This window comes from Streptomyces sp. NBC_00569 (assembly GCF_036345255.1).
GTDB lineage: Bacteria > Actinomycetota > Actinomycetes > Streptomycetales > Streptomycetaceae > Streptomyces.
Genome location: NZ_CP107783.1, coordinates 938532 through 952436, shown reverse-complemented (window position 1 = coordinate 952436; position 13905 = coordinate 938532). Strand labels below are relative to the sequence as shown.

General features: G+C 69.9%; 9 protein-coding genes. 2 read left to right on the top strand and 7 right to left on the bottom strand.

The genetic code is table 11. The annotated features are described in order from the left end of the window. Window positions 1–37: 37 nt before the first annotated feature. The 3 genes from treS to OHO83_RS04445 form a co-directional block, all read right to left on the bottom strand. A complete protein-coding gene (treS, locus tag OHO83_RS04455; RefSeq protein WP_329432166.1) occupies window positions 38–1768 on the bottom strand; it encodes a maltose alpha-D-glucosyltransferase in 1731 nt (576 codons plus the stop codon). Continuing rightward, window positions 1765–3774 carry an alpha-1,4-glucan--maltose-1-phosphate maltosyltransferase gene (locus tag OHO83_RS04450; protein WP_330278714.1) on the bottom strand — a complete coding sequence of 670 codons (2010 nt, stop codon included), beginning with the start codon at window positions 3772–3774 and terminating at the stop codon, window positions 1765–1767. The genes treS and OHO83_RS04450 overlap by 4 nt, the downstream gene beginning before the upstream one ends. Before the next feature lie 252 nt (window positions 3775–4026). After that, window positions 4027–4311 (bottom strand): DUF5133 domain-containing protein, encoded by a 285-nt coding sequence (locus OHO83_RS04445; RefSeq protein ID WP_384687169.1) that lies wholly within the window; start codon window positions 4309–4311, stop codon window positions 4027–4029. Window positions 4312–4602: 291 nt separating this feature from the next. Here OHO83_RS04445 and OHO83_RS04440 point away from each other — a divergent pair, with 291 nt between their 5' ends. Together OHO83_RS04440 and glgX are read left to right on the top strand one after the other, a co-directional pair. Further along, window positions 4603–5178 (top strand): pep a2, encoded by a 576-nt coding sequence (locus tag OHO83_RS04440; RefSeq protein WP_329432164.1) that lies wholly within the window; start codon window positions 4603–4605, stop codon window positions 5176–5178. 171 nt (window positions 5179–5349) lie between these two features. Then, a complete protein-coding gene (gene glgX, locus OHO83_RS04435) occupies window positions 5350–7479 on the top strand; it encodes a glycogen debranching protein GlgX (protein ID WP_266678689.1) in 2130 nt (709 codons plus the stop codon). Window positions 7480–7531: 52 nt separating this feature from the next. Here the strand turns inward: glgX and OHO83_RS04430 are convergent, their stop codons facing one another. The 4 genes from OHO83_RS04430 to OHO83_RS04415 form a co-directional block, all read right to left on the bottom strand. Then, window positions 7532–10546, bottom strand: a complete 3015-nt coding sequence (locus OHO83_RS04430; RefSeq protein ID WP_266678691.1) for an alpha-mannosidase — start codon at window positions 10544–10546, stop codon at window positions 7532–7534. Window positions 10547–10666: 120 nt separating this feature from the next. Further along, on the bottom strand, window positions 10667–11938 hold the full coding sequence (locus OHO83_RS04425) for a glycoside hydrolase 5 family protein (protein WP_266678693.1): 1272 nt from the start codon (window positions 11936–11938) through the stop codon (window positions 10667–10669). A 61-nt stretch (window positions 11939–11999) separates the two neighbouring features. Beyond that, window positions 12000–12884, bottom strand: a complete 885-nt coding sequence (locus OHO83_RS04420) for a carbohydrate ABC transporter permease (RefSeq protein ID WP_266680216.1) — start codon at window positions 12882–12884, stop codon at window positions 12000–12002. A gap of 32 nt (window positions 12885–12916) precedes the next feature. Further along, window positions 12917–13888 carry a carbohydrate ABC transporter permease gene (locus OHO83_RS04415; RefSeq protein ID WP_330278713.1) on the bottom strand — a complete coding sequence of 324 codons (972 nt, stop codon included), beginning with the start codon at window positions 13886–13888 and terminating at the stop codon, window positions 12917–12919. Between the last annotated feature and the right edge of the window lie 17 nt (window positions 13889–13905).

Here is a 13905-nt window from a genome sequence, read left to right as displayed (position 1 = left end):
GGGTGAACAGACGGTCCCAGGGGCGTGGGGCCGCCGGTCACCACGTGGTGCTGACGGCTTCCTTGCGGAGCCGGAACCAGTAGAAGCCGTGGCCCGCGAGGGTCAGCAGGTACGGGAGCCGGCCGATGGCGGGGAAGCGGACGCCACCGATGAGCTCGACCGGGTGGCGGCCGTCGAAGGCCTGGAGGTCGAGTTCGGTGGGCTGGGCGAAGCGCGAGAAGTTGTGCACGCACAGGACGAGGTCGTCCCCCTTGTCCTCGGTCGGGGGGGCTTCGCGCAGGAAGGCGAGCACGGCCGGGTTGGACGAGGGCAGTTCGGTGTAGGAGCCGAGGCCGAATGCTTCGTTCTGTTTGCGGATCTCGATCATCCGGCGTGTCCAGTGCAGCAGCGAGGACGGGGACGACATGGACGCTTCCACGTTCGTGACCTGGTAGCCGTAGACGGGGTCCATGATCGTGGGGAGCGAGAGCCGGCCCGGGTCGCAGGAGGAGAAGCCGGCGTTGCGATCGGGTGTCCACTGCATCGGTGTGCGCACGGCGTCGCGGTCGCCGAGCCAGATGTTGTCGCCCATGCCGATCTCGTCGCCGTAGTAGAGGATCGGCGAGCCGGGCAGGGAGAGCAGGAGTGCGGTGAACAGCTCGATCTGGTTGCGGTCGTTGTCGAGGAGGGGCGCGAGACGGCGGCGGATACCGATGTTGGCGCGCATCCGCGGGTCCTTGGCGTACTCCGCGTACATGTAGTCGCGCTCTTCGTCGGTGACCATTTCGAGCGTCAGCTCGTCGTGGTTGCGCAGGAAGATGCCCCACTGGCAACTCGACGGGATGGCGGGGGTCTTGGCCAGGATTTCCGAGACCGGGTAGCGCGACTCCCTGCGCACGGCCATGAAGATGCGGGGCATGACCGGGAAGTGGAACGCCATGTGGCATTCGTCGCCGCCGGAGGCGTAGTCGCCGAAGTAGTCGACCACGTCTTCGGGCCACTGGTTGGCCTCGGCGAGCAGCACCGTGTCTGGATAGTGCGCGTCGACCTCGGCCCGTACGCGCTTGAGGAAGGCGTGGGAAGCGGGGAGGTTCTCGCAGTTGGTGCCTTCCTCCGCGTAGAGGTAGGGCACCGCGTCGAGCCGGAAGCCGTCGATGCCGAGGTCCAGCCAGAAGCGCAGTGCGGCGAGGATCTCCTCCTGGACGCGCGGGTTCTCGTAGTTGAGGTCGGGCTGGTGGGAGAAGAAGCGGTGCCAGTAGTACTGCTTGCGCACCGGGTCGAACGTCCAGTTCGACGCCTCGGTGTCGACGAAGATGATCCGCGCGTCCTCGTACTGCTTGTCGTCGTCGGCCCAGACGTAGTAATCGCCGTACGGCCCGTCGGGGTCGTTGCGGGACTCCTGGAACCACGGGTGCTGGTCGCTGGTGTGGTTCATGACGAAGTCGATGATCACGCGCATCCCGCGCTGGTGCGCGGCGTCGACGAACTCCACAAAGTCGGCCAGATTGCCGAACTCCGGCAGGACCGCCGTGTAGTCGGAGACGTCGTAACCGCCGTCCCGCAGCGGGGACTTGAAGAAGGGTGGCAGCCAGAGGCAGTCGACGCCCAGCCACTGGAGATAGTCCAGCCTGGACGTGATGCCCTTGAGGTCGCCGACCCCGTCGCCGTTGCTGTCCTGGAAGGAGCGGACGAGGACCTCGTAGAAGACGGCGCGTTTGAACCAGTCGGGGTCCCGGTCCTTGGTGGGGGTGTCCTCGAAGGTGTCCGGGACGGGCTTGTTGACGATCATGTGGTGGGTGACCCTCCGGTGGGCGGTGAGGACGGTCGCAGGACGGTGAGGATGTGCGCGGGCGCGCGGCCCGGTTCCAGTCGCACGTAGTTCGTCCTGCCCCATTGGAATGTCTCGCCGGTCAGCTCGTCGCGGACCGGCACGCTCGCGTGCGCGTCGAGTCCGAGCTGAGGCATGTCCAGAGAAACCGTCGCCTCCTGGGTGTGGTGGGGGTCGAGGTTGACGACCACCACGACCGTGTCGGGGCCCGAGCGCTTGCTGTACGCGATCAGCGCGTCGTTGTCGGTGTGATGGAAATGGAGGTTCCTGAGCAGGCGCAGGGCGCCGTGGTTCCGCCTGACGCGGTTCAGGGTGGTGATGAGCGGGGCGATGGAACGTCCCGCCCGTTCGGCCGACTCCCAGTCACGCGGCCGCAGTTCGTACTTCTCCGAGTGCAGATACTCCTCGCTGCCCTCGCGGACCGGTGTGTTCTCGCACAGCTCGTACCCGGCGTACACCCCCCAGGTCGGGGAGAGCGTGGCCGCGAGCACGGCACGCACCTCGAAGGCGCGGCGGCCGCCCTTCCGGAGGTAGCCGGGCAGGATGTCGGGCGTGTTCACGAACAGGTTGGGACGCATGTAGGCGGCCGTGTCCCGTGAGAGCTCCGTGAGGTACTCGGTGAGCTCCTGCTTCGTGTCGCGCCAGGTGAAGTAGGTGTACGACTGCTGGAAACCGGCCTTGGCGAGCGCCTGCATGACGGGTGGCCGGGTGAAGGCCTCGGCGAGGAACACCACGTCCGGGTCGCTGCGGTTGATGTCGGAGATCACCCGCTCCCAGAACATGACGGGCTTGGTGTGCGGGTTGTCGACGCGGAAGACGCGGACCCCGTGACGCATCCAGAAACGCAGGATCCGGGTCGTCTCCTCGATCAGGCCCGGCATGTCCTGGTCGAAGGCGATCGGGTAGATGTCCTGGTACTTCTTCGGCGGGTTCTCCGCGTAAGCGATCGTGCCGTCCGGCCGGTGCCGGAACCACTCCGGGTGCTTCTCCACCCACGGATGGTCCGGCGAGCACTGGAGCGCGAAGTCCAGCGCGATCTCCAGATCGAGTTCCGCGGCCCGGCGCACGAAGGCGTCGAAGTCGTCGATCGTGCCGAGGTCGGGGTGGATCGCGTCGTGACCGCCCTCGGGTGAGCCGACCGCCCACGGCACTCCGACATCCCACCGGTCGGCCGACAGAGTGTTGTTCGGCCCCTTGCGGAAGGTGGTGCCGATGGGGTGGATCGGCGGGAGGTAGACCACGTCGAAGCCCATGGCGGCGACGGCGGGAAGGCGCTCGGCCGCCGTGCGGAAGGTGCCGCTCACCGGCCGCTCCCGGTCGCGGACCACGGCGCCTTCGGAGCGCGGGAACATCTCGTACCAGGCTCCGTACAGCGCCCGTTCGCGTTCCACGAGCAGGGGCATGGGCGCCGAGCGTGAGACGTGTTCGCGCAGGGGGTGCTCGGCCAGGGCGGCGGTCACGTCCGGCGCGAGGGCCGCGGCGTGCCGGGCGGCGGGCGGCCTGCTCTCGTCGCGGAGCGCGTCCACGGCCGCGAGCACCGCGTCCCGTCCGGCGTGCTCCGGGACACCGGCGGCGGCCCGCTCGTGCAGCGCGGCGCCCTCCTCCAGGATCACCTCCGTGTCGATCCCGGCCGGGACCTTGATGCCGGCGGACCGACGCCACGAGGACACGGGATCGATCCATGCCTCCACCGTGTACGTCCAGTTGCCCACGCCTGTCGGGGTGACGTCGGCGCCCCAGCGGTCGCTGCCCCGGGACAGCTCGCGCATCGGGGTCCACGGGCCCGGCCGGTCGTCGGGGCCGCGCAGCACGACATTGGCGGCGACCGCGGCATGGCCCTCGCCGAAGAGCGTGGCGGAGACCTCGAACGTCTCGCCCGGGACCGCCTTCGCCGGACGCCTGCCGCAGTCGACGGCCGGGAGTACGTCCACGATCGGGACGCGGCCCGTCACCGTGCCTGGGTTCATCGGTTGCACCTCCGCCGTGCTCGAGGCAGGCCCGCTCTCGGTCGGGGGCCCGCCGGGTTCACATGCGCCACGGGACGCACCGTCACTCGCACACCGGTTGGGCCCGGCGCGCGGCCGGGCACAGCAGGCTGTCATCGACGGGCTGCGTCCCTCCGGCGACACGCTACGGGAGCCGACCGGGCTCGGCCTGTCAGGAAATGTCCTGGTTCAGGCGTGTCGGCCGGCCTCCCGCTTCTGCCGGACGGTCCGGCCTCAGCGCCCGCTGAGGGCGGCGACCGCGACCGCGGGTGCCGCGAGTGGCGGTGCGGCCATCGGCGGATGCTCCACGTTGGGGCGGAGATAACGCTCGGCCGCGTCGGCGGCCTCCCGTCCGCAGCGCTTTCCCATCAGCACGCACAGCGTGTAGGCCGTGTCCTCGAAGTGGGCCCGAACCTGACGGTCGGCGGGTGCCGCGAGCCGCAGGCGTTCCCATGCGCGGTACTGCGCCAGATGACTGGCGACTTCGGTTTTGGTAGGCAGCAACATGTCGCTGTTCACTTCCCACTCTTGGAGCGCACGGTGCACCGGGTCGGTGCGCGGGGGCCGTGCACGGAGAGGTGCCGAACCGTTACGCCGATCGGTACCCCGTCCTATGGTGCATTTGGCGGCACTTCCCGTCCTGTTGGAGCTTCGACGGCGGCGGAAGCGGCTCCTCGTGTTGCACGAATGGAGTAGCACTCTCATCCTGGGGTGACTCAGGAGCGATCAGCGCTCACGCTACGTGTTCGGGGTACGGCCCACAGGGGGCGAGCGACGAGCGGGAGCTTCGCCGGTGAGGAGCCGAAGAAGATGAATACCGCAGTGCCCTGCTACTACCACCTCGACGTCGAGGTCAGCTCGGAACGTGTCTCACAGGTCAGGCGCATCCTGGCCGCCCACCTCCGGTACTGGAAGCTGGACATTCTCGTCGACCCCGTCTGCCGCGGTGTCGAGGTGCTGCTCCACACGATCGACGAGCACGCCACGGACAAGAACACGGACGTCGAGATGTGGTGGAACGGACAGCACCTGATCACCGCGGTGTCCGACCACGAGCGCGACCTGCCGGGCCCGCACTACGCCCCGGAAGGCTGCCTCGCGGAGATCGCCGCGCTGAGCGACGGCTGGGGCGGCTGCCCCACGCCCACGGGAAAGATCATCTGGTTCTCCCGCCGGGCCCGTCTCGGCGAGCGCGCCCCGCTGCTCCCCGTCGGCCCCGCGCCCACCCTCAACGAGGCGCTCGAGATGCCGCGCGAGGTACCGGTCCCGGCGTTCGCGGGCTCAGCGGTCACCGATCCCCTCGTGGCCGCCGCCCCGGCAGCCCGTGCGCACGGACCCGAACTGACCGTCCCACGCAGGCTCGTACGCCCGACACCGGCGATGTGACACCGGCATCGCGCTCCGTCCGCAGCGGTCGCACCGGGCCGCGGTCTGCTTCGGCAGCCGCGGCCCGGCGGCGTGTCGGGACCGCGGCACACCAGGGCCGGGCGCGCGACAGACGGGGTGCGGGCGGCGCGGTGACGACACCGACTCCAAGATCATCCGTACGGTGGCCGGATGCTCACCTGGACCGGACGCCCCTATCCCCTCGGCGCGGCATTCGACGGCGACGGAACGAACTTCGCCCTGTTCACGGAGGTCGCCGAGAGCGTCGACCTCGTCCTCCTCCACGACGACGGCACCCACGACACGGTCACCATGACCGAGGTCGACGGCTTCGTATGGCACTGCTATCTGCCTGCTGTCGGCCCCGGCCAGCGCTACGGCTACCGGGTGCACGGCCCGTGGGACCCGGCGGCGGGCCACCGCTGCAACCCCGCGAAGCTGCTCCTCGACCCGTACGCCACCGCCGTCGACGGGCAGATGGACAACGACCCCTCACTCTTCGAGCGGACGGCCGGCGGACCGTCCCCGGCCGACAGCGCGCCGCACACCCTCGTCGCCGTGGTGACCGACAGCGCCTTCGACTGGGGCAACGACCGCCCGCCCCTGCGCCCGTACGCCGACAGCGTCATCTACGAGGCCCACGTTCGCGGCCTGACCCGCACCCATCCCAAGGTCCCCGCGAAACTGCGCGGCACCTACGCGGGCCTCGCGCACCCGGCGGTCGTCGAGCACCTGACCTCGCTGGGCGTGACCGCGGTCGAACTGATGCCGGTGCACCAGTTCGCGCAGGACGGATTCCTGCGCGACCAGGGTCTGTCGAACTACTGGGGCTACAGCACGATCGGCTTCTTCGCCCCGCACAACGCGTACGCCTCCCGGGGCAGCCGCGGCGGGCAGGTCACCGAGTTCAAGTCGATGGTGAAGGCGCTGCACGCGGCCGGCCTCGAAGTGATCCTCGACGTCGTCTACAACCACACGGCGGAAGGCAACGAGAACGGCCCGACGCTCTCCTTCCGCGGCATCGACAACGCGTCCTACTACCGGCTCGTCGACGGCGACCCGGCGCACTACTACGACACCACCGGCACCGGGAACAGCCTGCTGATGCGGCACCCCAGCGTGCTCCAGCTCATCATGGACTCCCTGCGATACTGGGTCACCGAGATGCACGTCGACGGCTTCCGGTTCGACCTGGCGGCCACCCTTGCCCGGCAGTTCCACGAGGTGGACCGGCTCTCCGCCTTCTTCGACCTCATCCAGCAGGACCCGGTGATCGGCCGCGTCAAGCTCATCGCGGAGCCGTGGGACGTCGGCGAGGGCGGCTACCAGGTCGGCAAGTTCCCGCCCCAGTGGTCGGAGTGGAACGGCAAGTACCGCGACTCGGTACGAGACTTCTGGCGCTCCGGCGAGAACACCCTCGCCGAGTTCGCCTCCCGGCTCACCGGCTCCTCCGACCTCTACCAGCACGACAGCCGCCGCCCGCGCGCCAGCGTCAACTTCGTCACGGCCCACGACGGGTTCACCCTGCGCGACCTGGTCTCGTACGACGACAAGCACAACGAGGCCAACGGCGAGAACAACCGGGACGGCGAGAGCGCCAACCGGTCCTGGAACTGCGGCGCCGAAGGCCCCACCGACGACGAAGGCGTGCTCGAACTGCGCGGCCGGCAGCAGCGCAACTTCCTCGCCACACTGCTGCTCTCCCAGGGCATCCCCATGCTCGCCCACGGCGACGAGCTGGGCCGCACTCAGCGGGGCAACAACAACGCCTACTGCCAGGACAACGAGATCTCCTGGACCGACTGGCGCCTGAACGAGGATCAGCGCGAGCTGATGGAGTTCACCCGCCGCACCATCGCCCTGCGAGCCGCCCACCCCGTGCTGCGCCGCCGCCGCTTCTTCCGCGGTGACACGCACACTCACGAGGGCCAGCCCCTGCCCGACCTCGTGTGGCTGCGCCCGGACGCGCGCGAGATGACGGACGACGACTGGCAGCGCCGCGACGCCCACTCGGTGGCCGTCTTCCTCAACGGAGACGCCATCGCCGAACCCGACCCCTACGGGCGGCCGGTCGTCGACGACTCGTTCCTGCTGCTCCTCAACAGCTACTGGAAGCCGGTCCGCTTCCGCCTCCCTGACGCCACCTACGGCGAGCGGTGGACGACCCGGATCGACACCGCCGACCCGCAGGGCGTCGCGGACGAGACGGAACACAAGCCGGGCACCGACCTACTGGTGGAGGCGCGCAGCCTGGTCCTGCTGTCCCGGGAGGCCAGGGCGGCACGCGGCGCGACGGGCTGAACGCGCCGTCGGGTGGGCCGGTTGTGTGACCGGCCCACCCGACGGCACCTGCTCAGGCCCGCTTCAGACGCAGCGTCACCAGCTCGAAGGGGCGCAGCGTCAGCGTGATCCGGTCACCGTCGCGCTCCGGGTCCGCCGCGTCGGCGAGCGGACGCTCAAGGAGGTCCGTCGCCGCCGCGGCGGCGATCTCGAAGCCCGCCGTGAGGGTGGCGCGCACCCGTCCGCCGCGGGACTCGTGGAAGCGGACCACCACGTCGCCGCTGCCGTCGTCGGCCAGCTTGACCGCCGTCACCACCACCGCGTCATGGTCGACGCCCACCAGCGGAGCGACCTCGCCCGAGCCGGTCACGTGCCGCTCCGGCAGGTTGATCCGGTAGCCCTCGCGGACCGCGTCGCCGATGGCCGCGCCCGGCACCAGAGCGTGCCGGAAGCGGTGCACGCCCTGGTCGGTCTCGGGGTCGGGGAAGCGCGGCGCGCGCAGCAGCGAGACGCGGACGGTGGTCGTCGTGCCCGAGTCGCTGTCCCGCACGGTCCGCGTCACGTCGTGGCCGTACGTCGAGTCGTTCACGAGCGAGACGCCCCAGCCGGGCTCCTCGATGTGCACGAACCGGTGGTTGCACGCCTCGAACTTGGCGGCCTCCCAGCTGGTGTTGGTGTGCGTGGGCCGGTGGAAGTGCCCGAACTGCGTCTCGGACGCGTACCGCTCGGCGTGGATGTCCAGCGGGAACGCCAGCTTCAGGAACTTCTCCGTCTCGTGCCAGTCGACCTCCGTGTCGATCCCGAGCCGCCGCTCACCGGCTGCCAGGGACAGGACCTGGGTGACGCGGGAGTCGCCGAAGGAGCGCACGACCCGCACCGAGGCGCCGTCTCCCGGAGCCACCTCGTCGGCGTCCACCAGATCCGTGACCGTGTTGCGGTAGAACTCGTCGACGTCCCACGCGTCCCACATGTTCGGGAAGTCCGGGTGGATCTGCAGCAGGTTCGCGGCCCGGCCCGGCGCCACGGTCTCGCGGCCCGCGACGAGGTCGTACGCGGACACGACCAGACCCCGGGCATCGATCTCGACCCTCAACAGCCCGTTCTCCAGGACGAATCCACCCGCCGCGCGCGAAGCGATCGCGGCCTCGCCCTCGATGACCGGGGTGCGGGCGCCGCCCGCGGGCACGCCGTCGCGGGTGTGCGGCGCCGAGTTGAAGACGAGCGTCCCCGAGCCCTCACCGGCCAGCGCGCGCTGCGCCGCGGCGATGATGCCGTTCAGCTCCTCCGCGACCCGCTCGTACGTCCTGCGTGCCTCGCGGTGCACCCAGGCGATCGACGAGCCGGGCAGGATGTCATGGAACTGGTGCAGCAGCACCGTCTTCCAGATCCGGTCCAACTCCTCGTAGGGGTAAGGGAATCCGGCCCGCACCGCCGCGGTCGCCGCCCACAGCTCGGCCTCGCGCAGGAGGTGCTCGCTGCGCCGGTTGCCCTGCTTCGTCCTGGCCTGGCTGGTGAGTGTGGCGCGGTGGAGTTCGAGGTAGAGCTCACCGACCCAGACCGGCGGGTTCGGGTATTCCGCCTCCGCCTTCTTGAAGAACTCCTCCGGCGTCTCCCACACCACCTGCGCGGACCCTTCGAGGTCCCGGAGGCGGGCCGCCTTGGCGACCATCTCGCGGGTCGTGCCGCCGCCCCCGTCACCCCAGCCGGTCGGCGCGAGCGAGTGCCGGGCGACCCCCTTGTCCTTGAAGTTCTTCGCCGCGTGGGCGATCTCGCTGCCCTTCATGGAGCAGTTGTACGTGTCCACCGGCGGGAAGTGCGTGAAGATCCGGGTGCCGTCGATGCCCTCCCACTGGAACGTGTGGTGGGGGAACTTGTTGGTCTGCGACCACGAGATCTTCTGCGTGAGCAGCCACTTGGAGCCGGCGGCCTTGATGATCTGCGGCAGCCCGGCGGCGAACCCGAAGGTGTCGGGCAGCCACGCCTCGTCGTTCTCGATGCCGAACTCGTCGAGGAAGAACCGCTTACCGTGCACGAACTGACGGGCCATCGCCTCGGAGCCCGGCATGTTGGTGTCCGACTCCACCCACATGCCGCCCGCCGGCACGAACCGGCCGTCGGCGACCGCCTTCTTCACCCGCGCCCACACCTCGGGCCGGTGCTCCTTGACCCAAGCCCACTGCTGGGCCTGCGACATCGCGAAGACGAAGTCGGGTTCGTCCTCCAGGAGCGCCGTCATGTTGGATGTCGTCCGCGCCACCTTGCGTACTGTCTCGCGCAGCGGCCACAGCCACGCCGAGTCGATGTGCGCGTGGCCGACGGCGCTGATGCGGTGCGCCGAGGGGACGGCGGGAGCGGACAGGACGTCCGTCAGCTGTCCGCGGGCGGCGGCCGCCGTGCCGTTCACGTCCTGGAGGTCGACCGCGTCGAGGGCGCGCTCGACGGCGCGCAGGATGTCGTAGCGCCGGGCGGACTCCACCGGCAGCTCGGCCATCAGCTCGCCGAGCACTTCGAGATCCATGACGAGCTGCCACACGGTCTCGTCCAGGACCGCGAGATCCATCCGCGCCAGCGTGTACTGCGGCTCGCTGCCCGCGGTCTCCTTGTCGCCCAACTGCGTGGGCAGGAAGGGGTGGTAGTCGAGAATGACCGGGTTGGACGCGGCCTCGATGTGCAGGCGGACCTCCTCGCCGCCCGCCACGGGGGCGCCGACGCGCACCCACTGGTTGCGCGGGTTGAGCCCCTTCACCGGGGTGCCGTCCGGGCGGTAGACCAGGCCCTCGCACTGGAAGCCGGGCATGTTCTCGTCGAAGCCGAGGTCGAGGATCGCCTCGACGGTCCGGCCCGCCCAGGCCTGGGGCACGGTCCCCGTCACGCGGAACCAGCAGGTGGCCCACGGAGCGCCCCAGCGAGCGCCCACCGCGATCGGCTCGGGCGTCGCCGCGAGCCCTTCGGCGACCGGCACCGGCTCACCCGGCGCGTTCCACACCGCGACCTCCAGCGGCACGGACTCGGGATACACGGCGGGTCGGATGCGCTCGTCGAGGACGCGCTTGAGACGGGCTTCGACCAGCGTGCGGTCGTCATGCATGAGGGGTACTCCGTAAGGTCCGAGGTGCGGGTGGTTGCCTGGCGGGGGACGGACGGGACGCTGTACAACTCCCCGACGCGGCACACCTCGAATCGTGCGTTCCGCATCGGGGACGATCCATTACGGCGCCGTGCCGACGGTCCGCGTGACGTGGTCCGGTGAGACCACTTCGGTGATGCCGCGCGCGGCCAGATGTTCCTTGTCGTCGGCGCGGCTCGCGAGGACCGTGGTGGGCCGGAGCCCGTCGGCGGTGAGCCGGGCGAAGGCCTCGAACACGGCGCCGCCGGGGGCACATACCGAGCGGCGCGGGGCGGCCTCGTCGTCACCGGCATCGACGACGAGCGCGGTGGTGCGGGGCGCGGGCGTACGGGGATGGGCGCGCCGGTCCGCGACGATGCGGGCGAGCGCCTGCGCGGCGGGCTTCGGCTGCCGATCGCTGGTCAACAGGCCGAGGCTGTACTCCAGTTCGGGGAAGTCGGCGAGGTCACGGCTGACGTCGTGCGAGCACCACCAGGTCACGCCCCACAGGTCCGGGCAGTCGAGGGCGTTCTCCACGGTCGCCTCGGTGAAGTGCGCCGCGTGCTCGGCCGGGACCAGGGGCGCGGGCGCGCCGACCTCCTGGAGCCAGACGGGCCGGTGCGGATCGCCGGCCCAGGCCTTGGACAGCTCGACGAGGTAGGCGGCATGGTGCTCGGTCGCCGTCCCGGTACGGCCGTGGCGCTGCGCCGTACCGTTGAACACCCACGAATGCACCGCGGTGAGCGCGCCGAGCCGTGCGGAGTGCGCGGGCGTGAACGGCTGGTCGTCCTGGTACCAGGCGGCGTCGTACGAGGCGTGCAGATGGGTCCGCCCCGGCGCTCCCTCCTCGCACGCGGCGAGCACCCGAAGCAGCCAACTCCCCGCCTGTTCCTCGGTGATGCGGTCCGGGTCGGGGTGCGGGCCCGCCGCGAACTGGTTGACCTCGTTGCCGATCGTCATACCGATGAAGTTGGGCCGGTCGGCGAGCGCCCCCGCGAGGGTGCGCAGGTACACCTCCTGGCCCTCGACCACGTCCGGGTCGGTGAAGAGGTTCCGCCGGTGCCACGTCTGCGTCCATGCGGGCAGGAAGTCGAAGCTCGACAGGTGGCCCTGCAGACCGTCCACGTTCACGTCGAGCCCGCGTTCGGCCGCCGCGTCGGCGAGCTGGACGAGCTGCTCGACGGCGCGCGGACGGATCAGGGTGCGGTTGGGCTGGAAGTAGGGCCACAGCGGGAACACCCGGATGTGGTCGAGGCCCAGCGCGGCGATCGAGTCGAGATCGGCGCGCACGGCGTCGAGGTCGAAGTCGAGCCAGTGGTGGAACCACCCCTGGCTCGGGGTGTAGTTGACGCCGAAGCGCACGGCAGAAGTCATGCTGAGTCCTGGTTCTGTGGTACGTGGGGGCTTCGGTGACGAGATGTCCGTGGTACGGGCGTCAGCCCTTGACGGCTCCCTCGCCGACCCCGCGGAAGAAGTACCGCTGGAGACAGGCGAAGAGGATGATCAGCGGTGCGACGGCGATGATCGTGCCGGCCGCGACGATCCGCTCGTCGTTGGCGAAGGTGCCGTGCAGATAGTTCAGGCCGATGGTCAGGGTGAACTTCGCCGGGTCGCTGAGCACGATGAGGGGCCACAGGAAGTCGTCCCAGGCGCCCATGAAGGCGAAGATCGCGACGACCGCGAGGGTGCCCTTCACGGACGGCAGCGCGATCCGCAGGAACCGCTGCCAGGCGTTCGCCCCGTCGACGTAGGCCGCCTCCTCGATCTCGTAGGGCAGGTTGAGGAACGCGTTGCGCATCAGCAGGACGTTCATGGCGGCGATGCAGCCCGGCAGGACCACGCCGACGAGCGTGTTGTTGAGCCCGAGTTCGCGCATCGTCGTGAACTGCGCGATGACGATGCTCTCGACGGGCACCAGCATCGCGAGGATGAACACAAGGGTGGCGATCTTGCGGCCGCGGTAGCGCAGCCGGGCGAGCGCGTAGCCCGCGAGCGCGGAGCCGACGCAGTTGGTGACGACGTTGGCGGTGGCGACCTTCAGGGAGTTGAACGCGTAGTCCCAGACGGGGATGGTGTCGGCGACGCGTTCGTAGTTGTGGAGCGTGGGGTCGGCCGGAAGGAACGTGGGCGGGGAGCTGAAGATGTCCTCGTGCGTCCCTTTGAGCGAGGTGGACAGCTGCCAGAGGAAGGGCCCGACGGTGATCGCGAGCACGGCGAGCAGCAGCGCGTAGCGCAGCACGAGCTCCCAGACACGGATGCGCCGGCCGTTCTCGTCGGTGACGCGCGGCGCACGGCGCCGCCGAACCGGTGTGCGGGTCAGGCCTGTTGTGGCGCGGACGTCCTCGGTGACGCTCACACGTCCTCCTTACGGTCGGCGCGGAGCACGAGCAGCATCAGCGCGACGGTGACGACGAAGACGACGACGGAGATCGCCGACGCGTAGCCGACGCGGCCGGTCAGACCGGTGCCGGTGCGCTGCACGAGCATCACGAGCGTGGTGTCCTCGCCCGCGGGGCCACCGTTCGGCCCCGCCATCAGATAGACCTCGGAGAACACCTTGAAGGCGGCGACCGAGGAGAGCGCGGCGACCAGGACCATGGTGGAGCGCACGGCGGGCACGGTGACGGTGAAGAAGCGGCGCACCGCGCCCGCACCGTCCACCGAGGCTGCCTCGTGCAACTCGCGCGGCACGTTGGCCAGTGCCGCCAGGTAAATGATCATGTAGTAGCCGAGGCCCTTCCAGACCGTGACGGCCATGGCGCTCAACAGGAGCAGCCACTGGTCGCTGAGGAAGCCGACCCTGCCGATGCCCACGGCTTCGAGAGCTGAGTTCACCAGCCCGCGCTCGTCCAGCATCCACACCCAGATCAGGCCGACCACGACGATGGACGCGACCACCGGCGTGTAGAAGGCCGACCGGAAGAAGGTGATGCCCGGGATGTTCTTCTGGACGAGGAGGGCAAGCAGCAGCGGGAGGAGTACGAGGGCGGGGACGACCCCGACCATGTACAGGACGCTGTTGCGCAGCCCCGTCCAGAACATGTCGTCGTGCAGCAGCTCCCGGAAGTTGGCCAGGCCTACGAACTCGCCGGGGATCAGGGTCCGCCGGTCGGTGAAGGAGTTGACCACGGTGGAGACGAACGGATACAGGATGAAGACGGCGACGACCGCGAGCCCGGGGGCGGCGAACAGCCAGGGACTGGTGGGCAGATGTCGCCTGACGCGGGACGCGGGCGGCTCGCCCGGGGTCTTCGCGGGTCGCGTCACCTGTGTGTCCGCCGAGGTCTCGGCGGCGGTCTTCACGGTCGGAAGGGGACTCGTCATGATGTACGGCTCCGGGG